General features: G+C 67.8%; 21 protein-coding genes and 1 tRNA gene. 12 read left to right on the forward strand and 10 right to left on the reverse strand.

From position 1 onward, the window contains the following. The first annotated feature begins 63 nt into the window (after positions 1 to 63). From FHS55_RS03240 to FHS55_RS03255, 4 genes are all read left to right on the forward strand, one after another. Positions 64 to 969: a DMT family transporter gene (locus FHS55_RS03240; RefSeq protein WP_183188215.1), complete on the forward strand. Its 906-nt coding sequence runs from the start codon at positions 64 to 66 to the stop codon at positions 967 to 969. Positions 970 to 1,124: 155 nt separating this feature from the next. Next, on the forward strand, positions 1,125 to 2,213 hold the full coding sequence (locus tag FHS55_RS03245; RefSeq protein ID WP_183188216.1) for a TRAP transporter substrate-binding protein: 1,089 nt from the start codon (positions 1,125 to 1,127) through the stop codon (positions 2,211 to 2,213). Positions 2,214 to 2,410: 197 nt separating this feature from the next. Then, the gene (locus FHS55_RS03250; RefSeq protein ID WP_183188217.1) at positions 2,411 to 3,499 is read left to right on the forward strand and encodes a TRAP transporter substrate-binding protein; all 1,089 of its coding nucleotides are present in this window, start codon (positions 2,411 to 2,413) and stop codon (positions 3,497 to 3,499) included. Positions 3,500 to 3,539: 40 nt separating this feature from the next. Beyond that, positions 3,540 to 4,634 carry a TRAP transporter substrate-binding protein DctP gene (locus FHS55_RS03255; RefSeq protein WP_183188622.1) on the forward strand — a complete coding sequence of 365 codons (1,095 nt, stop codon included), beginning with the start codon at positions 3,540 to 3,542 and terminating at the stop codon, positions 4,632 to 4,634. Positions 4,635 to 4,683: 49 nt separating this feature from the next. Here the strand turns inward: FHS55_RS03255 and FHS55_RS03260 are convergent, their stop codons facing one another. The 3 genes from FHS55_RS03260 to moaA form a co-directional block, all read right to left on the reverse strand. After that, positions 4,684 to 5,595 (reverse strand): DMT family transporter, encoded by a 912-nt coding sequence (locus tag FHS55_RS03260; protein WP_183188218.1) that lies wholly within the window; start codon positions 5,593 to 5,595, stop codon positions 4,684 to 4,686. Positions 5,596 to 5,733: 138 nt separating this feature from the next. Next, the gene (locus FHS55_RS03265) at positions 5,734 to 6,924 is read right to left on the reverse strand and encodes an MFS transporter (protein ID WP_183188219.1); all 1,191 of its coding nucleotides are present in this window, start codon (positions 6,922 to 6,924) and stop codon (positions 5,734 to 5,736) included. A 171-nt stretch (positions 6,925 to 7,095) separates the two neighbouring features. Continuing rightward, a complete protein-coding gene (gene moaA, locus FHS55_RS03270) occupies positions 7,096 to 8,082 on the reverse strand; it encodes a GTP 3',8-cyclase MoaA (RefSeq protein WP_246339859.1) in 987 nt (328 codons plus the stop codon). A 343-nt stretch (positions 8,083 to 8,425) separates the two neighbouring features. Between moaA and FHS55_RS03275 the strand changes: the two genes are divergently transcribed. Continuing rightward, a complete protein-coding gene (locus FHS55_RS03275) occupies positions 8,426 to 8,806 on the forward strand; it encodes a gamma-butyrobetaine hydroxylase family protein (protein ID WP_183188221.1) in 381 nt (126 codons plus the stop codon). A gap of 87 nt (positions 8,807 to 8,893) precedes the next feature. Here FHS55_RS03275 and FHS55_RS03280 read toward each other — a convergent pair whose 3' ends face one another. The 3 genes from FHS55_RS03280 to FHS55_RS03290 all read right to left on the reverse strand — a co-directional run bounded on the left by FHS55_RS03280 (position 8,894) and on the right by FHS55_RS03290 (position 10,726). Next, on the reverse strand, positions 8,894 to 9,484 hold the full coding sequence (locus FHS55_RS03280) for a L,D-transpeptidase (RefSeq protein WP_183188222.1): 591 nt from the start codon (positions 9,482 to 9,484) through the stop codon (positions 8,894 to 8,896). Positions 9,485 to 9,866: 382 nt separating this feature from the next. Continuing rightward, positions 9,867 to 9,941, reverse strand: a tRNA-Val gene (locus FHS55_RS03285). Positions 9,942 to 10,018: 77 nt separating this feature from the next. Continuing rightward, positions 10,019 to 10,726: an HAD-IA family hydrolase gene (locus FHS55_RS03290; RefSeq protein WP_183188223.1), complete on the reverse strand. Its 708-nt coding sequence runs from the start codon at positions 10,724 to 10,726 to the stop codon at positions 10,019 to 10,021. A 180-nt stretch (positions 10,727 to 10,906) separates the two neighbouring features. Between FHS55_RS03290 and FHS55_RS03295 the strand changes: the two genes are divergently transcribed. The 3 genes from FHS55_RS03295 (at position 10,907) to FHS55_RS03305 (ending at position 12,922) form a co-directional block, all read left to right on the forward strand. Beyond that, positions 10,907 to 11,449 carry a hypothetical protein gene (locus tag FHS55_RS03295; protein WP_246339783.1) on the forward strand — a complete coding sequence of 181 codons (543 nt, stop codon included), beginning with the start codon at positions 10,907 to 10,909 and terminating at the stop codon, positions 11,447 to 11,449. Between the two features lie 142 nt (positions 11,450 to 11,591). Beyond that, positions 11,592 to 12,305 carry a ribose-5-phosphate isomerase RpiA gene (gene rpiA, locus FHS55_RS03300; RefSeq protein ID WP_183188224.1) on the forward strand — a complete coding sequence of 238 codons (714 nt, stop codon included), beginning with the start codon at positions 11,592 to 11,594 and terminating at the stop codon, positions 12,303 to 12,305. Positions 12,306 to 12,358: 53 nt separating this feature from the next. Further along, positions 12,359 to 12,922: a DUF2059 domain-containing protein gene (locus tag FHS55_RS03305; RefSeq protein WP_183188225.1), complete on the forward strand. Its 564-nt coding sequence runs from the start codon at positions 12,359 to 12,361 to the stop codon at positions 12,920 to 12,922. Positions 12,923 to 13,036: 114 nt separating this feature from the next. On the opposite strand, the gene FHS55_RS03310 is transcribed toward FHS55_RS03305, so the two are convergent. The 3 genes from FHS55_RS03310 to FHS55_RS03320 form a co-directional block, all read right to left on the reverse strand. Then, positions 13,037 to 14,548 (reverse strand): tripartite tricarboxylate transporter permease, encoded by a 1,512-nt coding sequence (locus FHS55_RS03310; protein WP_183188226.1) that lies wholly within the window; start codon positions 14,546 to 14,548, stop codon positions 13,037 to 13,039. Positions 14,549 to 14,558: 10 nt separating this feature from the next. Then, complete coding sequence (locus FHS55_RS03315) at positions 14,559 to 15,041, reverse strand: tripartite tricarboxylate transporter TctB family protein (RefSeq protein WP_183188227.1); 483 nt, start codon at positions 15,039 to 15,041, stop codon at positions 14,559 to 14,561. Positions 15,042 to 15,157: 116 nt separating this feature from the next. Beyond that, the gene (locus FHS55_RS03320) at positions 15,158 to 16,126 is read right to left on the reverse strand and encodes a Bug family tripartite tricarboxylate transporter substrate binding protein (protein ID WP_183188228.1); all 969 of its coding nucleotides are present in this window, start codon (positions 16,124 to 16,126) and stop codon (positions 15,158 to 15,160) included. Positions 16,127 to 16,382: 256 nt separating this feature from the next. Between FHS55_RS03320 and gor the strand changes: the two genes are divergently transcribed. The 3 genes from gor (at position 16,383) to FHS55_RS03335 (ending at position 20,330) form a co-directional block, all read left to right on the forward strand. Then, positions 16,383 to 17,810 carry a glutathione-disulfide reductase gene (gor, locus tag FHS55_RS03325; RefSeq protein WP_183188229.1) on the forward strand — a complete coding sequence of 476 codons (1,428 nt, stop codon included), beginning with the start codon at positions 16,383 to 16,385 and terminating at the stop codon, positions 17,808 to 17,810. A gap of 175 nt (positions 17,811 to 17,985) precedes the next feature. Next, positions 17,986 to 19,371 (forward strand): class II 3-deoxy-7-phosphoheptulonate synthase, encoded by a 1,386-nt coding sequence (locus tag FHS55_RS03330; protein WP_183188230.1) that lies wholly within the window; start codon positions 17,986 to 17,988, stop codon positions 19,369 to 19,371. A 125-nt stretch (positions 19,372 to 19,496) separates the two neighbouring features. After that, positions 19,497 to 20,330, forward strand: coding sequence for an alpha/beta hydrolase (locus tag FHS55_RS03335; RefSeq protein WP_183188231.1), 834 nt, complete (start codon positions 19,497 to 19,499; stop codon positions 20,328 to 20,330). A 56-nt stretch (positions 20,331 to 20,386) separates the two neighbouring features. On the opposite strand, the gene FHS55_RS03340 is transcribed toward FHS55_RS03335, so the two are convergent. Next, positions 20,387 to 21,409 (reverse strand): zinc-binding alcohol dehydrogenase family protein, encoded by a 1,023-nt coding sequence (locus tag FHS55_RS03340; protein ID WP_183188232.1) that lies wholly within the window; start codon positions 21,407 to 21,409, stop codon positions 20,387 to 20,389. 195 nt (positions 21,410 to 21,604) lie between these two features. On the opposite strand from FHS55_RS03340, the gene FHS55_RS03345 reads away from it, so the two are divergent. After that, positions 21,605 to 21,955, forward strand: coding sequence for a winged helix-turn-helix transcriptional regulator (locus tag FHS55_RS03345; protein ID WP_183188233.1), 351 nt, complete (start codon positions 21,605 to 21,607; stop codon positions 21,953 to 21,955). Positions 21,956 to 21,982: the final 27 nt, after the last annotated feature.

The raw sequence follows: 21,982 nt of genomic DNA on the forward strand, positions 1-21,982 counted from the left end.
CGAAGCATTCGCGGGCGGGGAGGGGCTAGACGGCGGGCCTCCCGTGAACCGCCGGATGCCCGCATGAAGACCCTCGATCCCGCCCTCGCCAAGAACCTCTTGCTGCTGCTGGTTCTCTCCACCCTGTGGGGAGCGTCCTACACCTTCATCAAGATCGGCGTGGAGACCATCCCGCCGGTGACGCTGATCGCAGCGCGCACCCTGATCGCCGGGGCGGTGCTGCTCGCCGTCATGGGGTGTCGGGGACTGGCGCTGCCGAGGGGCGCGCCGATCTGGCGGCGTTTCCTGTTTCAGGCCGGCCTCAACAGTGTCGTTCCCTTCACGCTGATCGCCTGGGCCGAGACCTCCACGGAGGCCGGCCTCGCGGCGATCCTCAATTCGATGACGCCGATCTTTGCCTTCCTGATGACCGCGCTCATCACCCGCCACGAGCCGGTGACGGGCGCCAAGATGTTTGGCGTGGCCGTGGGCCTGGCCGGGATCTGCCTCGTGGTCGGGGTGCCGGCGCTGCAGGGTGTGGGGCGCGAAGTGTGGGCGCAACTCGCCATCGTGCTCGCCACCGTCTGCTATGCCGGCGCGGCGATCTTCGGGCGCAACTTCCGCGGGCTCCACCCCATCCTGCCGGCGGCGGGGTCTCTCGTCTGCGGCGCGGCGATCCTGCTGCCGGCAAGCCTGATCGTCGATCGGCCGTGGACACTGGCGCCCTCGCTCGCCTCCGTCCTCGCGCTGCTGGCGCTGTCGGTATTCTCGACCGCGCTGGCCTTCGTGATCTATTTCCGGCTGATCGACACGCTGGGCTCGGTCGGCACCACCGCGCAGGCCTATCTTCGCGTGCCGATCGGCGTTGCCATCGGTGTTCTGGTGTTGGGCGAGAGCCTGAGCGGCACGGCCTGGATCGGACTGGTCTGCGTGGTGGCCGGTGTCGCGGCGATGACGCTACCGGCGCGACGGACCGCGGCAATTGAATAGCCGGCAGTGATCGCGATACTCAACTTAAGGCGAAAGCGGCTCGCCGTTGCGCAGCGGCAAGGCGTGGCGTAACTCTAGTTCAAGAACAATCAATTCGTGTGCGGAGGTGCGCAAATGCCCAACCGCGCCGAGAGGAACCCCACCAGGAGAGACGAATGAAGCGCCGTCAGTTTTTGGCCGCCGCCGGCACGGGCGTCGCGGCGACAGCCCTTGCCGCGCCGGCTATTGCCCAGTCCGCCCCCGAGATCAAGTGGCGCCTCGCCTCCAGCTTCCCGAAATCGCTCGACACCATCTATGGCGGTGCCGAAGTGATGGCGAAGATGGTTTCGGAGCTGACGGACGGCAAGTTCCAGATCCAGGTTTTCGCGGCCGGTGAGCTGGTGCCGGGCCTGCAGGTGCTCGACGCCGTGCAGAACAACACGGTCGAGATGTGCCACACCGTCTCGTATTATTTCGTCGGCAAGGATCCGACCTTCGCCATCGCGGCGTCGGTGCCGTTCGGCCTGAACGCGCGGATGCAGAACGCCTGGCTCTACCAGAATGGCGGCAACGAGCTGTTCAACGAATTCTACAAGAAATATAACGTCTTCGGCCTGCCCTGCGGCAATACCGGTACGCAGATGGGCGGCTGGTTCTCCAAGGAAATCAAGACCCCCGCCGACCTCAACGGCCTGAAGATGCGCATCGGCGGCATTGCCGGGCAGGTCATGGCGAAGCTCGGCGTCGTGCCGCAGCAGATCGCCGGTGGCGATATCTATCCGGCGCTGGAGAAGGGCACCATCGACGGCGCCGAGTGGGTCGGCCCCTATGACGACGAGAAGCTCGGCTTCTACAAGGTGGCCAAGTTCTACTACTATCCCGGCTGGTGGGAAGGTGGCCCGACCATTCACGCCTTCGCCAATCTCGAGAAGTTCAATTCGCTGCCGAAGAACTACCAGGCGGCCCTGGTGGCGGCGACCACCTATGCCAACACCATCATGCAGGCGCGCTACGACGTGCAGAACCCGCCGGCCATCAAGCGGCTGGTGGCGAACGGCACGCAGCTGCGCCCCTATCCCACCGATGTCATGGAAGCCTGTCTGAAGGCGACCAACGAGCTGTGGGCGGAAATCTCGGCCAAAAACCCGGATTTCAAGAAGGCGATCGACGCCATGCAGGCCTTCCGCAACGAGGAATACCTGTGGTGGCAGGTGGCCGAGTACACGTTCGACAGCTTCCAGATCCGCACCCGCCCGCGCGGCTGACGACCGGCGGCCGACGTCTGAACGCGGAACGCCGTCGCCCCACCGGACGCCGTCCCGGTCGCTGCCTGGCGCAGGGCCGGGGCGGCGTCCGCCTTTGCATCGCTGCCCTCCCGGGCGCGGCCCGCCGGTCTCGTCCGCGATGACGTGAACGGGGGCGGTGTTGCGCGGATCGGGCGGCCTGTGGCAGGACATTCTGCATGAAACGTCGTGACCTCATTCGCTCCGCCGGGCTCGGCCTTGCCGCCTCCGCGGTCGCCGCCCCCGCCATCGCCCAGAGCGCGCCCAAGGTGCAGTGGCGGCTCACCTCCAGCGTGCCCAAGGTGCTGGACGCGATATTCGGTGCCAACGAGCTGGTGTCGAAATATGTGAGCGAGGCCACCGACGGGCGCTTCGTGATTCAGAATTTCGCGGCCGGCGAGATCGTCCCCGGGCTGCAGGCGCTCGACGCGGTGCAGAACGGCACGGTCGAAGTGGCCCAGACCCCGCTCTATTACTATACCGGCAAGGATCCGACCTTCGCCTGCTTCACCACCATGCCGTTCGGGCTCAATGCCCGCCAGCAGAATGCCTGGTACTACCATGGCGGCGGGCGCGAGCTGCAGGACGCGTTCCTCGTCAAGTACAATCTGGTGGGCTTCCTCGGCGGCAATACCGGCACCCAGATGGGTGGCTGGTTCCGCAAGGAGGTGAAGGACCTTTCCGACTTCAAGGGGCTCAAGTTCCGCATCGGCGGCATTGCCGGGCAGGTCGTGGCCAAGCTCGGCGTGGTGCCGCAGCAGATCGCCCCCGGCGATATCTATGCCGCGCTGGAGAAGGGCACGATCGACGCCTGCGAATGGGTCGGGCCTTATGACGACGAGAAGCTCGGCTTCGTGAAGGTGGCGCCCTATTACTACTATCCCGGCTGGTGGGATGGCGGGCCGACCATGAATGTCGTGGTCAACCGCGGCAAATGGAACGAGCTGCCCCGGCCTTACCAGGCGATCTTCGAGGCGGCCACCGCCTATGCCAATGCCGACATGCTGGCGAAATACGACGCGCGCAACCCGGCGGCGCTGCGCCGGCTGGTGGGTGCCGGCGCGCAGCTGCGCCCGTTCCCGCAGAGCTTCCTCGACGCCTCGTGGACCGCGACCAACGAGCTTTACGCCGAATTGAGCGCCAAGAATGCCGAGTTCAAGAAGGTGATCGACGCGCTGATCGCCTTCCGCAACGAGGAATATCTGTGGTGGCAGGTCGGCGAATATCCCTATGACGGCTACATGATCCGCGCCCGCTCGCGCGGGTGATGGGCGTCGTCTCTCCAAGGAAGCAACCATGACCCGCCATATCGAACGCCGCGTCCTGCTGCGCGGCGCGGGGCTGGCGACGGCCGCCGCCGGCGTCGCGCTGGCCGCCCCCGCCATTGCCCAGACCGCCCCGCAGATCCGCTGGCGCCTGTCGTCGAGCTACCCGAAATCGCTCGACACCATCTACGGCGCGGCGGTGCTGCTGTCGAAATATGTGGGCGAGGCGACCGATGGGCGCTTCACCATCGACGTCTTCGCGCCGGGCGAGATCGTGCCCGGCCTGCAGGCGCTGGACGCGGTGCAGAACCGCACCGTCGAGCTCGCGCAGACCGCGCTCTATTACTATATCGGCAAGGATCCGGCCTTCGCGCCCTTCACCACGCTGCCCTTCGGCCTCAATGCGCGCCAGCAGACGGCGTGGCTCTATCATGGCGGCGGCCTGGAACTGCAGAACGCCTTCCTCGCCAAGAGCAACGTCATCGGCTTTGCCGGCGGCAACACGGGCGCGCAGATGGGCGGCTGGTTCCGCAAGGAAATCAAGACACTGGCCGATATCAAGGGCCTGAAGATGCGCATCCCCGGCATGGCCGGGCAGGTGCTCTCGCGCCTCGGGCTGGTGCCGCAGAACCTGGCTGGCGGCGACATCTATCCGGCGCTGGAAAAGGGCACGATCGATGCCGCCGAGTTCGTCGGCCCGGTGGACGACGAGAAGCTCGGCTTCAACCGCGTCGCGCCCTATTACTATTATCCCGGCTGGTGGGAGGGTGGCCCGACCATCCATTTCATCGTCAACCTGCCGGCCTGGCGGTCGCTGCCCAAGCCCTATCAGGCCGCCTTCGAGGCCGCGAGCGCCTATGCCAATGCCGACATGCTGGCGAAATACGACGCGCGCAACCCCGCCGCGCTGCGTCGTCTGGTCGCCGCCGGCGCCCAGCTCCGGCCGTTCCCGACCGAGGTCATGGACGCCTCCTACAAGGAGAACATCGCGCTGATGGCGGAGATTTCGGCGAGGAATGCCGATTTCAAGACCATCTATGAATCGATGCTCGCCTTCCGCAACGAGGAATACCTGTGGTGGCAGGTCGGCGAATATCCCTATGACGGCTACATGATCCGCGCCCGCACGCGCGGATAGGCAAGCGCGGGTGAGGGCGGGCGCTGGCGCGCGGTTCAGACCGGCTTGGTCAGACCGGCTTGGCCGGCGCCTCGGGCAGCGCGCTGGCCACCGGCGCGGGGGAGGGGCGGTGGCGGTGCATCGCATAGAGCCCCGCGGCCGTGATCAGCGCCATGCCGCCGATCGAGACGAGGTCGGGCATCTCATTGAACACCGCGGCGCTCAGTGCCACCGAGCACACCACCGCGGCGTAGCGGAAGGGCGAGATCACCGCGGCGTCGTTGCCGCGGAACGCGGCGATGGTCAGCATGTGTCCGCAGATCAGCGTGAGGCTGCCGCCGAGCAGCCAGGCCAGCGTCATCAGGTCGAGCGGCCGCCAGTCTTGCATCAGGCTGCCGCCGAAGCCGAGCAGCATGCCGACCATGGCGGTGGCGAAGGTGACGACGAGGATGGGCACATGCGCGCCGATCCGCTGGGTGACGAAGTCGCGGAAGGTGAGCAGCACGGCCGAGCCGATCGGCAGTAGCGCCATGGCATCGAAGGCCGAGCTTCCGGGCTTGACGATGAGCACCACGCCGGCGAAGCCGACCAGCACCGCCACCCATTCGCGCAGCTCGATGCGCGTGCCGAACAGCAGCACGGCTGCCGCCATGGTGATGAGCGGGGCGATCTGGATGATCGCCGCGGCATCGCCGATCGACATCGTGGTGATGGCGGTGATGAACAGCACCGCCACGAAGGCCTCGGCGGTGGAGCGCAGCAGCACGCGGCTGTCGAGCGCGAAGCGCAGGCTGGCCAACTTGCCCTTGTGCGCCAGCAGGGCGAGCAGGAACAGGCCCGCCATGGCGCCGCGTATCGCCAGCACCTGCGTCGGCGGAATATGCGCCAGCGCGAGCTTGGAGAAGGCGTCGTTGGTCGCGAAAATCGAGGAGCCCGCGATCATCAGCAGGATGCCGCGGCGCAGGGCGGAAGACGGGTTCATGTCATGGAACGCAGCGTAAGGCGCGGCGCGAAGGAAGGGGCCGCGCGTCCGGATCGGATGTTGCATGGGTGATAGAACGCCACCGGCACCTTGGCCAGAACTATCCCGTCCCACGCCCTGCGGTCAGGGCATGGCCGATCAGCATTCCTCGCAGGCCGCTCCCTCTCGCGCCGCCACAAGACCGCCATCACGCCGTTCCAGCGATTGCGAGACCATGCATAGGCCAAGCGCGACCACGGCCAGCGCCGCCCCGACCCAGGGCAGATCGGCATAGCCAAGGCCCAGCGTGATGGACGCCCCGCCGATCCAGGCGCCCGCGGCATTGCCGAGGTTGAAGGCGCCCTGATTGAGGGTCGAGGCGAGATTGGGCGCGCCGATGGCGGCATCCACCACGCGCACCTGGATCGGTGCCACGACGGCGAACACCAGAATGCCCCAGACGAACACCGTCGCCACGGTGAGCGCCGCATGGGGGCTGGCGAAGACCAGCGTCACGAGGATCACGGCGAGACCGATGAAGATGCCCATCAGCGAGGGCATCAGCCGCCAGTCGGCGAGGCGGCCGCCGAGAATGTTGCCGATGGTGATGCCGACGCCGAACAGCAGCAGCACATAGGTCACGGTGTGCGGCGCCAGCCCCGTCACGTCGCGCAGCAGCGGCGCGATATAGGTGAGCACGGTGAACAGGCTGGCCGAGGCCAGCACGCTCAGCATCATGGTCAGCAGCACCTGCGGGCGGCGCAGCACGCCGAATTCACGGAGGATGTTGCCGGCCGCATGGGGAATGTCGCGCGGCACCCACAGCGCGATGGCGCTCACCGCGAGGATGCCGATCACCACCACCGCCCAGAAGGTGGAGCGCCAGCCGAAGGCCTGGCCGAGCGCGGTGCCGAGCGGCACGCCCAGCACATTGGCCAGAGTGAGCCCGGCGAACATCAGCGCGATGGCGCTGGCGCGCTGGTTGGGCGGCACGAGATTGGCCGCGACCACCGCGCCGATGCCGAAGAAGGCGCCGTGGCAGAACGCCGTGACCACGCGCGCGGCCATGAGGAACGCGTAGTCCGGCGCGATGGCGCACAGGAAATTGCCCACCACGAACATGCTGGCGAGCCCGATCAGCGTGGCCTTGCGCGGCAGCGAATTGGTGATGATGGCCATGATCGGCGCCCCCACCACCACGCCGAGCGCATAGCCGGTGACCAGCAGGCCCGCCGCCGGAATGGAAACGTGAAGATCGGCGGCGACTTCGGGCAGCAGGCCCATGATGACGAATTCAGTGGTGCCGATGCCGAAGGAAGCCATGGCCAGGGCCAACAGCGGGAGCTGCATGGACGGACTCGCTCGATAGGGAATGCAGGATCGGGGCGTAGGTAGCAGGACGTACCCGCGTAACCTACGCAAATGATGTTGCGATGCGGCAACAATAGGGAGCGATGTCGGTGCGCTGCGTCAAAGGCGCCCGCTCAGGCCGATAGTGGGGGCAAGCCGGGCCCGTCCGCCTCAGCCGCCGGTCACGCTCATGTGACGGCGCAGGGCCGGGGGGCGGCCGGGGCGGTCGATCACGAAATCGTGCCCCTTGGGCTTGCGGAAAATGGCGTCGTCCAGCGCCGCGTGCAGCTTGTCGTCGCTCTCCGAGGCACGCAGGGGCGCGCGCAGATCCGCCGCGTCGTCCTGGCCGAGGCACATGTAAAGCGTGCCGGTGCAGGTGACTCGCACGCGGTTGCAGCCCTCGCAGAAATTATGCGTCAGCGGCGTGATGAAGCCGAGCCGCCCGCCGGTCTCCTTGATCGAGACGTAGCGCGCCGGGCCGCCGGTGCGGAACGCGATGTCTTCCAGCGTCCAGCGCTGCGCGAGCCTTTCGCGCACGGTGGTGAGCGGGAGATACTGGTCGAGGCGCTCCGCGCCGGTTTCGCCGAGCGGCATGACCTCGATGAGCGAGACGTCCATGTCGCGGCCATGCGCCCATTCGACCAGGGAGGGGATCTCGTCCTCGTTCTCGCCGGCCAGCGCCACGGCGTTGAGCTTCACATGGATGCCGGCGTCCTGCGCCGCGTCGATTCCGGCGAGCACCTTGTTGAGATCGCCCCAGCGGGTCAGGGCGCGAAAGCGCTGCGGGTCCAGCGTGTCGAGCGAGACATTGATGCGCTTCACGCCGCAGGCGGCCAGTTCCTTGGCGAAGCGGGCGAGCTGCGAACCGTTTGTGGTCAGCGTCAGCTCTTCCAGCGCGCCCGAATCGAGGTGGCGAGACAGCGAGCGGAACAGGGTCATCACGTCCCGTCGCACCAGCGGTTCGCCGCCGGTGAGGCGCAGCTTCTTCACGCCGCGCGCGACGAAGGCCGAGCACAGCCGGTCGAGTTCTTCCAGCGTCAGCAGCTCGGGCTTGGGCAGGAACGTCATGTGTTCCGCCATGCAGTACACGCAGCGGAAATCGCAGCGGTCCGTGACCGAGACGCGCAGATAGCTCACCGCCCGGCCGAAAGTGTCCATCAGCGGCGCGCGCGGCGCCTCCCGCTGCAGGCGGTCGATCAGGGCTTCGCCGATGAGGGCGTTCTGGAGGCCTTCCGGACGGCTCACGCGCATCGCTCCCGAGGCGCCACGTCGCGCCAGTTGCCGGCATTTCTAGACTGTCGACCGACGGGCGCCAAGGCGCCGGCACCTATCGCCCGATTGCAACATCCACTCGACCATCACGAGGCGGTGAGATCTTCCCCGCGCGCACGTCAGCTACTGACGATTGCCCGTTCGCCCGTTCAGGGCGCGCCGCCCACCGCTTGGCGGATGGCGTCGCCCCCTCTATGTGGGGTGGAGATGCAACCGGGGAAAGAGCACCGTGACCGACGCCTGGCCCACCGAGATTCGCGTCCACAAGGATCATCGCGCGCTCACCATCGCCTTCGAGGACGGGGCGAGCTTCACCCTGCCGGCGGAATATCTGCGGATCGAGAGCCCCTCCGCCGAGGTGCAGGGCCATTCGGCGGCCGACCGGCAGCTGGTGGCCGGCAAGCGCGAGGTGCGCCTCCAGGAGCTGATCCCGGTCGGCAATTACGCGCTGCGCCTCGTTTTCGACGACGGCCACTCGACCGGCATCTACACCTGGGACACGTTCCACGAACTGGGCCGCGAGCAGGACGCGCGGTGGACCCGCTACCTGCAGGAACTGGCGTCGAAGAATCTCTCGCGTGACGAAGCCGGCACGGTGCGCCGGCACTGACACGCGCGTCGTCCAGCGGGCACGCCGTCGAGCACGAGCATCCCGGATCGGCCGCGCCGGCGGTCCGGGATGATGCGTCAGGCGCTCTCAGTTCTGCACGATCACCGTGGTGCCGACATTCACACGGTTATACAGGTCGGTGACGTCGTCATTGGTCATGCGGAAGCAGCCGGACGACACGGCCTGGCCGATCGTCTCCGGCTCGTTGGAGCCGTGGATGCGGTAGAGCGAGGAGCCCAGATACATGGCGCGGGCGCCGAGCGGGTTGTCGATGCCGCCGGGCATGTAGCGCGGCAGGTCGGGCCGGCGCTGCAGCATCTGCGGCGGGGGCGTCCAGCCCGGCCATTCGGCCTTGCGGGTAATGGTCTTCACGCCGGACCAGCGGAAGCCGTCGCGGCCGACGCCGATGCCGTATTTCAGCGCCATGCCATTGTCCTGCACGAGATAGAGCCGGCGCTCGGCGGTATTCACGACAATGGTGCCGGGCTTGTACTTGCCGTCATAGCGCACGGTCTGGCGCGGCACCGGCGAACCGGAATAGCCGCTCTTCGGCCCGATGCCGAAGTCGAATGGCTTGGGAAACGCGCTGCCCAGCAGCGAACTCTGCGCCAACGCCGGCGCGCTGCCCGCCAGCACAAGCGCGGTGAGCACCCCGGCCGCAATCTTCGTCAGTCTCATTGCACGCCTCACAACTCGATCCGTTTGCGGCCTGCCTCTGCGTCGCCCGCAATGGAGGCCATGAAACGACTATGCGCCGCGAACTGCAAACAGAGACTTGACGAAGCGGGCGGATGGCGGCCCCGCGGCTGTACCGTCCCCGGCGGGCCAAGCCGGTCGGAGTCAGTATCGGAATGTGGATGGAGAGGGCGGGAATCTGGGCAAAGCGTCGTGCGCCGCCCATTGCCGGCAGGGCCTGCCCGGAGGACGGAATCGAATCAGCGAGCGGGAACACGTGCGTGATTCGCGCGGTGACCCGCGTTCATTTCCCGTGTCTGGAATAGAAACCCATACGGCGAAGGATGAGAATTGTCGGCGTCGCCCGTACGGGCTGCCAGGTAAATGGTGGGCGATGCAGGGATTGAACCTGCGACCCCTCCCGTGTGAAGGGAGTGCTCTCCCGCTGAGCTAATCGCCCGCTGCCCCGGAGATGTTCCCCGAGGGCGTCGCCGTCAATTGCGGCGGGGGGGATTTAGTGTGTGGGCACCGTGGGTGTCAAGCGCGCTCGCGCCATGGACCGTGGATGAGCAGTTCTTCCACCGTTTCCGGCAGCCGTTCGTAATGGTGGATCAGCGCGTCGCCGCCCAGTTCCTCGGCCGGCGTCTCGGTATAGCCGAACGGCACCACGATCACCGGAATGCGCGCATTCTTGGCGGTGAGCACGTCGGTGGCGCTGTCGCCGACCATGATCGCCCGCTCGGGCACCCCGCCGGCACGCGCGATGGTGCCGAGCAGATGGCCGGCATCGGGCTTGTAGACCGGAAAGGTGTCGGAGCCGGCGATCACCGCGAAACGCCCGGTGAGGCCCAGCCGGTCGAGCAGCAGGCGGGAGAGGTATTCCAGCTTGTTGGTGCAGACCGCCAGCACGTGGCCGCGCGCGGCAAGCTCGTCCAGCGCTTCGAGCAGGCCGGGAAAGGGGCGCGACGAATCGGCGATATGGGCGGCGTAATGGTCGAGGAAACGGTCATAAAGCGTGGCGAAGGTCGCCTCGTCGACGCGGATGCCGGCCGCGGTGAGGCCGCGATTGACCAGCGCCTTGGCGCCGGCGCCGATCATGCGGCGGGTGTCGTCGCGCGGCAGCGGCGGTGCGCCAGCCTCGGCAAGCACGATATCGAGCGTGTCGAGCAGGTCGGGGGCGGTGTCGACCAGCGTGCCGTCGAGGTCGAAGGCGATGACGGCGGGAGGGGCGGATGAGCGGGGCATGAGGGCTCCTTCGGCTGGATGTGCACAACGAGGGGGTCGAGTGCCCGCCGCCGCGAGACGAGCCTGCCATTCGATGCCTACAATCCCGCCGCTTTTCCTGTCCAGCGTACCGCGTCCATCGGGCGCATGCGGCAGCGTGGGTGAGATGGTAATCCGGAGACGCAATTGAGGAGCCACGACATGATGACGACGTTCCGCCACAAGGGGGCAGCGGCCCGGGGCGCCTCCGGCTTGATTGCCGTTGCGGCGCTGGCGCTGGCCATGAACATCGCGGCGGACGGGGCGGCCATGGCGCAGGGCGCCGCGCCCACCGTGCCGCCGGCGGGAGCGCCTTCCGCAGCTTCGCCGGCTCCCGCGGCTACCCAGACTCCAGCGCCGCCCGCGGCGGCGGCGGACGGTCCCTATGTCTTCACCTCGCCGCCCTCGGCACAGGCCAACCGCGTCTATTCCGTGAACATGCGCACAGGCGAGGTGAATGCCTGCCAGTTCGAGCGGCCGGAGGGCAGCGTCATCGGCATCACCAAGTGCTTCCCGCGCGATGCCAGCGCGGCGGGAACGGCGGCGGGCGCCTATGATGTCATGACCACCCGCTATTCCGGCGAGACCGGCATTTTCCGCGTCAACACCCAGACCGGGCAGATGAGCGTGTGCTACGTGCGCGACATGCCCAAGGAGGGCGGTGGCGTCGAGCCCGCCGTGGTCTGCACGCCGGGGACGCGGTGACGAGCCCGGCAGTTGCAGGGCGGGGCCGCTGAAAGACCCGGACACAGGATGTGAGGCCGGAAAGCCTTGTCGCGGCGCCGTTTCGGCGCTACGCAGCGGCGGAACGCGTGACGAATTCCCCACCTCAAGTGCCAGGCCCCTCATGTCCTCTGCCGCCGTCACCGCCGAAATGCTGAAGCGACAGGCCGCCGCGCGTGCGCTGGAGCATGTCCGCTCGGGAATGAAGCTTGGGCTTGGCACCGGCTCGACCGCCAAGCACTTTGTCGAGCTGCTGGCCGAGCGCGTGGCGCAGGGTCTGGAAGTGGTGGGCGTGCCCACCTCCGAGGTGACGCGCGCGCAGGCCGAGAGCCTGGGCGTGCCGCTGGGCACGCTCGACGAATATCCCGTGCTCGACCTGTGCGTGGACGGCGCCGACGAGATCGGGCCGGACCTCACCCTGGTGAAGGGCGGCGGCGGCGCGCTGCTGCGCGAGAAGATCGTCGCCAGCGCGGCGCATGAGATGATCGTGATCGCCGATGCCTCGAAGATGGTGGCGCAGCTCGGAGCCTTCTCGCTGCCGATCGAAGTGGTGGATTTCGGCGTCGCCGCCATCCGTCGCGGCATCGAGCGCAACGCCCGCGCGGCCGGCTGCCAGGGGCTGCTGACCTTGCGGCGCCGTGCGGACGGTCATGTTTTCGTCACGGATCAGGGACACCTCATCCTCGACGCGGCCTATGGCGTCATCCGCGAGCCGGCGCTGCTGGCCGCGCGGCTGGCCGAGGTACCCGGCGTCGTGGAGCACGGGCTTTTCATCAATCTGGCGAGCCGCGTCATTCTCGCGGGCGCCGACGGCGTGACGGTCATCGACCGCGCGTGACAGAATTCGTCAGGGAGACATTCATGCGGGTTGCCCGTGCAGGACAAGACAGGATGCGGCTGATCGGCGCCGGCCTCGCCGCGGTGATTCTTGCGCCAGCGATTCTTGCCGGGGGACCGGCCATCGCGCAGCAGCAGCCCGCCGCGCCGTTCCAGCTTGCGCAGGCTACCCCGGCCGCGGGCGCCAAGGCGCCGGAGCCGAGCGCGAACCAGCTGAAGCTGGCCCGCGAACTGCTGAGCGCCAATGGCGAGGCGTCGAGCTTCGATTCGCTCATTCCCGGCATCATCGACCAGGCGGCCGGCAGTTTCGTGCAGGCCAATCCGGATCTCATCCGCGACCTGCGTGAGGTCGCCAAGTCGCTGGCGCCCGAATATGAGGCGCGCCGCGCCGAGATCACCGACATTCTGGCGCGCGCCTATGCCTCGCAGTTCTCCGAAACCGAGCTGAACGACCTGCTCACCTTCTACCGCTCGGCGGTTGGCCGCAAGTTCGTGGAGCGCCGGCAGCAGGTGCTCGATGACGGCCTGCGCGGCATCCAGGCGTGGAGTTCGCGCTTCTCCCGCGAGATGGAAGGCCGGGTTCGTGACGAGATGAAGAAGCGCGGCTTCACCATCTGATCGCGCTTCCCTCCCGCAGGATCGGCACGGAAACGAAAAATGCCCGGCTCGCGCCGGGCATTTTGCTGTGTGGGCTGGTGAAGGGGCTGGTGAAGGGGCTGGTGAAGGGCTGCCTCAGTCCTCGTCCGCCCCCACCGGTGCCTTGCGGCCGGTGAGAAGGAAGAACAGCAGCGGCCCGAACAGGGCGAGCGCGGAGAGCGCGTAGAGCGTCAGCGCGATCGGGCTCTGGAACAGGGCCAGCGGATCGCCGACGCTGATCGCCAGCGCGCGGCGCAATTGCTGCTCGGAGAGCGGGCCGAGGATGAGGCCGACCACGACCGGGGCGATGGGGTAGTCGTAGCGGCGCAGCACATAGCCGAGCAGGCCGAAGATCAGCAGCATGCCGAGCTCGACCAGCGAGGGGTTGGCTCCCAGCGTGCCGAGCGTGGCGAAGACCAGGATGCCGCCATAGAGCCACGGACGGGGAATGGCGAGCAGGCGCACCCACAGCCCCACCAGCGGCAGGTTGAGGATGAGCAGCATGCCATTGGCGATGAACAGCGAGGCGATCAGGCCCCAGACCAGATCGGGATTGGTGACGAACAGCAGCGGGCCGGGGTTCAGCCCATATTGCTGGAAGCCGGCCAGCATGATGGCGGCCGTCGCCGAGGTCGGCAGGCCGAGCGTGAGCAGCGGCACCAGCACGCCGGCAGCGGCCGCGTTGTTCGCGGCCTCGGGGCCGGCCACGCCCTCGATGGCGCCGTTGCCGAACTCGTCCGGCTTCTTGCACAGCCGCTTTTCCAGCGCATAGGACAGGAAAGTGGGGATCTCCGCGCCGCCCGCCGGCATGGCCCCGATCGGGAAGCCGAGGAAGGTGCCGCGAATCCACGGCTTCCATGAGCGCTTCCAGTCCTCGCGCGTCATGAAGACCGAGCCCTTCACCGGCTCGATGATCTCGTCGGCCCGCGCCCCGGCGGCGGCCACCGACAGCGTCTCGCCGATGGCGAACAGCGCCACCGCCAGGGTCGTCACCTCGACGCCGTCCAGAAGATCCGGAATGCTGAAGGACAGGCGCGCCTGCCCGCTCTGCAGGTCGATGCCGATGAGCCCGAGCGCGAGGCCGAGAAACAGGCTGGTGAGGCCGCGCGTCACCGAGGAACCGAAGGCGGCGGACACGGTGGTGAAGGCGAGCACCATCAGCGCGAAATAATCCTCCGGGCCGAAGGAGATGGCGATGTCGACCACGGTGGGGGCGACCAGCGCGAGGCCGATCGTGGCGATGGTGCCGGCCACGAAGGAGCCGATGGCCGCGGTGGCGAGTGCCGGCCCGCCGCGCCCGGCGCGCGCCATCTTGTTGCCCTCCAGCGCGGTGACGATGGAGGAACTCTCGCCCGGCGTGTTGAGCAGGATGGAGGCGGTGGAGCCGCCATACATGCCGCCATAATAGATGCCGGCGAACATGATGAGCGAGCCGGCCGGATCGAGCTTGAAAGTGATCGGCAGCAGCAGCGCCACGGTGAGCGCCGGGCCGATGCCCGGCAGCACGCCGACGGCGGTGCCGAGCATGACGCCGACAAAGGCGAACAGGAGATTGATCGGCTGCAGGGCGACCGTCAGGCCCTGACTGAGCGCGGCGAATGTGTCCATGGCGGCGCCCTCACATCAGCCGTTCGATCGGGCCGGCGGGCAGCGCCAGCTGCAGGCCCTTGGCGAAGATCACGTAGATCAGGAAGCACAGCACGGTGCCGGCCAGGAAATGCGCCCAGACCGGACCCCGGCCGAAGCCTTTTGCGGTGGCGGCGAACAGCCAGCCGGTGGCGATCGAGAAGCCGAGCAAGGGCAGCAGCACGATCTGCCCGACGAGGCCGGCCAGCACCCAGGCCATCGGGACGAACTCGTCGCGCGGGCGCTCCTGTTCGCCTCGGCGCAGCGCTTCCACCGCGGTGGCGACGGCGAGCAGCGCGAGGCCCCCGGCGATGATGGTGGGGAAGGCGGCGGGGCCGACGGCGGAATGCGCGTTGATGCTGGACAGCCGCCAGGCATCCCAGCCGACGACGAGCGCCAGCGCGGCCAGCCCGAAGGCGATGACGAAACCGGCCTTGTCGGGCCGTCGAGTGGACGAGAGGCGAGGGGCGTTCATCGGGGCTGCTCCCGGCAGTCGGAACGAAAGGCTCCCCCGCGGTGCAGGCCACGGGGGAGCGGTTTTGCGGCAGGTTCGGGGCCGGACGCGAAGCTCCGGCCCTCAGGGGCAGGGCCTCACTGCGCGAGGCCGATATCCTTCAGGATGGTCTGGGTGGCGCTGATATCCTTGGCCAGCTGGGCATCGAAGGCCGATCCGGAGAGATAGGTGTTGGCCCAGCCCTTCTGGGCGAGCAGTTCGGTCCATGCCTTGGACTTCACCATCTTTTCGATGGTCTCGCTGATCTCCTTCTTCTGCTCGGGCGTGATGCCCGGAGCCGCGGCGATCATGCGCCAGTTCTGGATTTCGACATCGATGCCGGCTTCCTTGAAGGTCGGCACGTCGGGCGCCTCCGGCAGGCGCTGGGCGCTCGACACGCCGAGAATGCGCAGCTTGCCGGCCTTGGCCTGCGAATCATATTCCGAGAGGCTGGCAATGCCGGCCGTGACCTTGCCGCCGAGCAGCGAGGCGAGCGATTCGCCCCCGCCCGAGAAGGCGATGTAGTTCACCTTGGTGGGATCGACGCCCACCCCCTTGGCGAACAGGCCGGCGGTGATGTGATCGGTGCCGCCGGCCGAGCCGCCGGCCCAGGACACTTTCTGCGGATCGGCCTTCAGCGCGGCGACGAGGTCGGCCAGCGACTTGATCGGGGAGTTCGCCGGCACCGCGATGGCCTCATACTCGCCGGTCAGGCGGGCGATCGGCGTCACCTGCGAGAGATTGACCGGCGACTTGTTGGTGATGATGGCGCCCACCATCACGTAGCCGCCGACGATGAGCGTGTTCGGATCGCCCTTGTTGGCATTGACGAACTGGGCGAGGCCGATCGTGCCACCGGCGCCGGGCACGTTCACCACCTGTACGTTCGACACCAGCTTGTCGGACTGAAGCGCCTGCTGGATCGAGCGGGCGGTCTGGTCCCAGCCGCCGCCGGGGGCGGCGGGGGCGATGATCTTCAGGTCCTTGATCTCGGCATGGGCGGCGCCCATGGGGGCGAAGGCGGCAAGCGCCGCCGCGACGAGTGCCCCGCGCAATATCTGGGTCATCAGTTTCCTCCGGATTCGGGCGCGGGCATGCGATGCCCTGAGGCGTTGCTCCCGCCCTTGTGGGTTGAGGAAGCTAGAACCTCCCCCAACGGGAGTCGAGCGCGAACGAGCCATGAAAAGGTCGTAGATCTGCCATGAGCGCGCTTGACGGCGAGGGACGGCGGGGCGACATGCCCACATGTGGCGGCGATCGGGCCTATCGCGATCCGCGCCACGCAAAGATTGCGGCATATTCCGCCGCGAACCGGAGGCCGCCATGTCGAGCTTTGCCCCTGACACCCGCTACGACGTGGACCTGTTCGTCATTGGCGGGGGCTCGGGGGGCGTGCGGGCCGCCCGCATCGCCGCCGGCTACGGCGCGCGGGTGCGGATCGCCGAGGAATACCGGTTCGGCGGCACCTGCGTCATTCGCGGCTGCGTGCCCAAGAAGCTGTTCGTCTATGCCGCCCGCTTCGCCGGCGAGTTCGCGGACGCCGCCGGCTTCGGCTGGACGGTCGAGGGGGCCCGCTTCGACTGGCCGACCCTGATCGCCAACAAGGACAAGGAGATCACCCGGCTGGAGGCCGCCTATCGCGCCAATCTCGATCGGGCGGGCGTCGAGATGGTGGCCCAGCGTGCCGTGGTCGAGGGTCCCCATGCCGTGCGGCTGGCCGACGGAACGGTGGTGACGGCGGGCACCATCCTCATCGCCACCGGCGCCCATCCCAATCTCGGCATCGACATTCCCGGCCGGGAGCTTGCCATCACCTCGAACGAGGCTCTGCAACTGCCGCGCCTGCCGCGCCGCATCGTCATTCAGGGCGGGGGCTATATCGCGCTCGAATTCGCCAGCGTGTTCGCCGCGCTGGGCGCGCAGGTGACGGTGGTGCATCGCGGCGACAAGCTGCTGCGCGGCTTCGACGAGGAGGTCCGCGACCATCTCGCCAAGGAAATGGCCCAGCACGGCGTCGCCTTCGCCTTCGGCACGACGATCGAGGGCATTTACGAGGCGGGCGAGGCGGGCAAGCGCGTGCGGCTGAGCGACGGGCGCGACCTGTTCGCGGACGAGGTGATGCTCGCCATTGGCCGCGTTCCCAATGTCATCGGTCTCGGCCTCGACGCGGCCGGCGTCGAGCTGAACGCCAATGGCGCCATCACGGTCGACGCCGCCTCGCGCACCAGCGTGCCCTCGATCTATGCCGTGGGCGACGTCACCGACCGGGTGGCGCTGACACCCGTCGCCATCCGCGAGGGCCATGCCTTCGCCGATGCGGTGTTCGGCGGCAAGCCGTGGGCGGTGAATTACGAGGTGATCCCCACCGCCGTGTTCACCGAGCCGGAGGTCGGCGTGGTCGGTCTGTCGGAAGCGCAGGCGCGGGCGCAGGGGCGCCGGCTCGACATCTACAAGACCGATTTCCGTCCGCTCAAGGCGACGCTGTCGGGCAGCCCGTCGCGCGTCTTCATGAAGCTGGTGGTCGATCAGGCGAGCGACACGGTGCTCGGCCTCCACCTCATCGGCGAGGCCTCGGCGGAGATCGTGCAGCTCGCCGCGGTGGCGCTCAACCTCGGGGCCAGCAAGGCGGATTTCGACCGCACCATGGCGCTGCATCCCTCCAGCGCGGAGGAGTTGGTGACGATGCGCAGCAAGCATGCCTCCAGCGACCCGCTGCCCGAAGCTTCCGCGCAGGCCACTCCCGCCTTCTGATGCCCGCCTTCCGAGGCCCGGGGCAAGTTCGCATCGGCGCAAGGCAAGTGCGCATCGGCGCAAGGATCGGGTGGCGCGAGCGCTCTGGCATTGGCGGGATGCTTGGGTGTATAAGGCCGGCCTTTCCCGCGCGGAATGGTTGTCCGCCGGGCGTTGGTGCTGTGAGGAGGTCGTCATGTCCGATCGCTGGACGCCGGAGAGCTGGAGGGCGAAGCCCATTCAGCAGGTGCCGGACTATCCGGATGCCGAAGCGCTCGCTTCGGTGGAGCGTCAGCTTGCCTCCTTTCCCCCGCTGGTTTTTGCAGGTGAGGCGCGCCGCCTGAAGCGCGAACTGGCCAAGGTGGCCACCGGCGATGCCTTCCTGCTGCAGGGCGGCGATTGCGCCGAGAGCTTCGCCGAGCATTCCGCCGACAATATCCGCGATTTCTTCCGCGTCTTCCTGCAGATGGCGGTGGTGCTGACCTATGCCGGCGCCTCGCCGGTGGTGAAGGTCGGGCGCATTGCCGGCCAGTTCGCCAAGCCGCGTTCGGCGCCGATGGAGACCGTGGGCGGGGTGGAACTTCCGTCCTATCGCGGCGACATCGTCAACGACATCGATTTCACGCCGGAATCGCGCATTCCCGATCCGCGCCGCCAGCTGGAGGCCTACCGCCAGTCGGCGGCCACGCTGAACCTTCTGCGTGCCTTCGCCAATGGCGGCTATGCCAGCCTTGGCAACGCGCATCAGTGGATGCTCGGCTTCATCAAGGATAGCCCGCAGTCCGGCCGCTACCAGGCGCTCGCCGATCGCATCACCGAGGCGCTCGACTTCATGCGGGCCATCGGCATCGATCCGGAGACGCATCCGGAAATGCGCTCGACCGAGTTCTTCACCTCGCACGAGGCGCTTCTGCTCGGCTTCGAGCAGGCGCTGACGCGGGTGGATTCGACCACGGGCGACTGGTACGCGACCTCCGGCCACATGATCTGGGTTGGCGACCGCACGCGCCAGGCGGACCACGCGCATATCGAATATTGCCGGGGCGTGAAGAACCCGCTCGGCCTGAAATGCGGCCCCTCGCTGAAGCCGGAGGACCTCATCCGCCTCATCGACGCGCTGAACCCGCAGAACGAGGCCGGCCGCCTCACGCTGATCGCCCGCTTCGGCGCCGACAAGGTGGGCGACCACCTGCCGGGGCTGGTGCGCGCGGTCGAGCGCGAGGGCCGCTCCGTGGTGTGGTCCTGCGACCCGATGCACGGCAACACGATCAAGGCCGGCTCGGGTTACAAGACCCGGCCGTTCGACCAGATTCTCAAGGAGGTGAAGGACTTCTTCGCCGTCCATGCGGCCGAAGGCACTCATGCTGGCGGCGTGCATCTGGAGATGACCGGCAAGAATGTCACCGAGTGCACCGGCGGCGCTCGCGCAATCTCGGACGCGGACCTCAAGGACCGCTACCACACCTATTGCGACCCGCGGCTCAACGCCGAGCAGGCCATCGAGATGGCCTTCCTCGTCGCCGAGTTGCTCAAGCAATCCCGCAGCAATCGTGTCCGTCCGGTGACAGTGGCGGCGGAATAGCCCGACATATTCAGCAATAACGGCAATCTCTGGAAAAAGCCTTTGCCGTAACGGATGCCCCTCCGTAAGTTGGTTTCGCCGCAGGCGTAAGTCTGCGGCGGTTGCCAATGCGGGGGGGATCCGGCTTGCGGCAAAGCGTTTTCGAGAGTGCGGAGCTTTCGGTCATCAAGGTTGCGGGCGAGCGTGACGACGTCGTCTTCGTCACCTTCGAGCCGCTAAATCCATCGCGTACCGACGACCGTGAAGGCTTCGGCGAGGCGTTCTTCGCGCGTCGCGGATTCACGGCCTATCATTTCCTCGCGCATACCAATTCCTGGTACCAGCTCGACGAGATGCCCGAGGCGCTGGCGCGTGTGCGCGCCGACATCGCCCCCGGCACGCGCGTCATCGGCTATGGCACCAGCATGGGCAGCTATGCCGCCATCCGTTTCTCGCAGGCGCTGGCGCTCGACACGGTGATCGCCTTCTCGCCGCAGGCCAGCGTCGATCCGCAACTGGTGCGGTGGGAAACGCGCTGGGCTCCGGAGGGCGCGCGCCTGATGTGGGATCGCAATGCCCCGCGCCGCGAGACCAAGATCTACGCCCTTTTCGACCCGCTCAACCTCGACCGCCGGCATATCAGCCGTCTGCGCCGGGAGGTCGAGCTTGAGTCGGTGCACACCTATTTCAGCGGCCACGGCTCCATCGGCTACGTCCTGGAATGCGGCCTGCTGGAGAGCGTCATCCTTGACGTGGTGGGCAACCGGTTCAACGGGGCGGAGCTGGAGGCCAAGCTGTGGCGCCAGCGGGCCTCGACGCCCACCTATGCCAAGATCCGCGCCCGCAAGCGCACCGGCCTAATCCGCCGCTTCCGCTATTACTGCATCGAGCGCCTGCTCGACCGCCGGCTCGGGGTGCCCGCCCCGACAGCGGTCTCGGCACCCTCAGTCACGCTGTTGCCCGAGCGCCAATCGGTCTGAGGCGGCCGCCGCCTGAACGAGCGGCGACCGCGCGACCGAATCGGGTGCCGGTCCGGTCAGTCCGGCCAGCCTTCCAGCACCACCTTGCCGATGGACCGCCCGCCTTCGATCGATTCATGCGCCCGCGTGAGATTGGCGGCATTGATCACGCCGAAATGCGCACCCAGCGTCGTGCGCACGGTGCCGGCATCGACCAGCCGCGCCACCTCGTCCAGGATCTCGTGCTGCCGGATCATGTCGCCTGTGTGGAACATGGAGCGGGTGAACATGAACTCCCAGTGCAGCGACAGGCTCTTCTGCTTCAGCGGCATCACGTCGAGCGACGCGGGATCGTCGATCAGGGCGATGCGCCCCTGCGGCCGCGCGGCCTTGACGATTTCCGCCCAGTGCACATCCGTGTGGGTGAGGCTGTAGGTATAGTCGATCGCCCCCAGCCCGGCCGCCGTCAGTTCCTCGGCAAGCGGGCGGGAATGGTCGATCACCGCATGGGCGCCCAGCGCTTCCACCCAGGCGCGGCTCTCCGCGCGCGAGGCGGTGCCGATCACCGTGACATCGGTCAGCGCGCGGGCGAACTGCGTGGCGAGCGAGCCGACACCGCCGGCCGCGCCGACGATGAGCAACTGGCGCTCCGTGCCACCCATGCCGCGCGGCGGGATGCCGAGACGGTCGAACAGCCCTTCCCAGGCGGTGAGCGCGGTCAGCGGCAGGGCGGCGGCCTCGGCGAAACCGAGGCTTTTCGGCTTGTGGCCGACGATGCGCTCGTCGACCAGATGGAACTGCGCATTGGTGCCCGGCCGGCCGAGATCGCCGGCATAGAACACCTCGTCGCCCGGCTTGAACAGCGTGACGGCCGCGCCGACCGCGTCGACGATGCCGGCGGCATCCCAGCCGAGGATCACCGGTGCCTCCGGCGTGCCGGCGCGGCGCCGGCGCACCTTGGTGTCCACCGGGTTGACCGACACCGCGAGCACGCGCACGCGCAGGTCGAACGGACCGGGTTCGGGCAGCGGCGCCTCGAAATCGAACAGGGCGCGCGGCTCCGTGATGGGCAGAGACTGGGCGTAACCGATGGCTTTCATGCGGGCCTCGACGGATGCTGGGCGAACCGGGCGATACCCGGATTTGGCGCCAGTTTCACCAATCGCGCGCCACGCGCAAGAATGCACGGAAAGGTGGCCATGTATCGACAATGTGGTCTTGTATCGAAAAGGATACGCCCTTCCGCGAGCGCCCTCATGCGCCTAGATTCCGCCTGCTACGGGGGAGGCAAGGACATGGCGAGGCGTCACGGCACCTATGCGCGCGAGGGCTGCGCGGTCGAGGCGGCGCTGGAGATCATCGGCGCCAAGTGGAAGGGCGGCATCGTCTATCACCTGCTGCTGAACAGCGAGCTGCGCTTCAGCGAATTGCAGCGGCGCATGCCGGGCGTCACCCAGCGCATTCTCGCCAAGGCGCTGCGCGAGCTGGAAAGCGACGGCGTGCTGCTGCGCACGGTCTACCCCACCGTGCCGCCGCAGGTCGGCTACCGGCTCACGCCGGAGGGCGAGGCGCTGCGCCCCGCCATGATGGCGCTGCACCAATGGGGCCGCGCGCGCCAGCCGAGCTTCGAGGCCGCCGCCGAGTGAGAGGCTTCCTTGCCCGGCTGCCCCATC

It is taken from the genome of Ancylobacter tetraedralis (assembly GCF_014195655.1).
Lineage (GTDB): Bacteria > Pseudomonadota > Alphaproteobacteria > Rhizobiales > Xanthobacteraceae > Ancylobacter > Ancylobacter tetraedralis.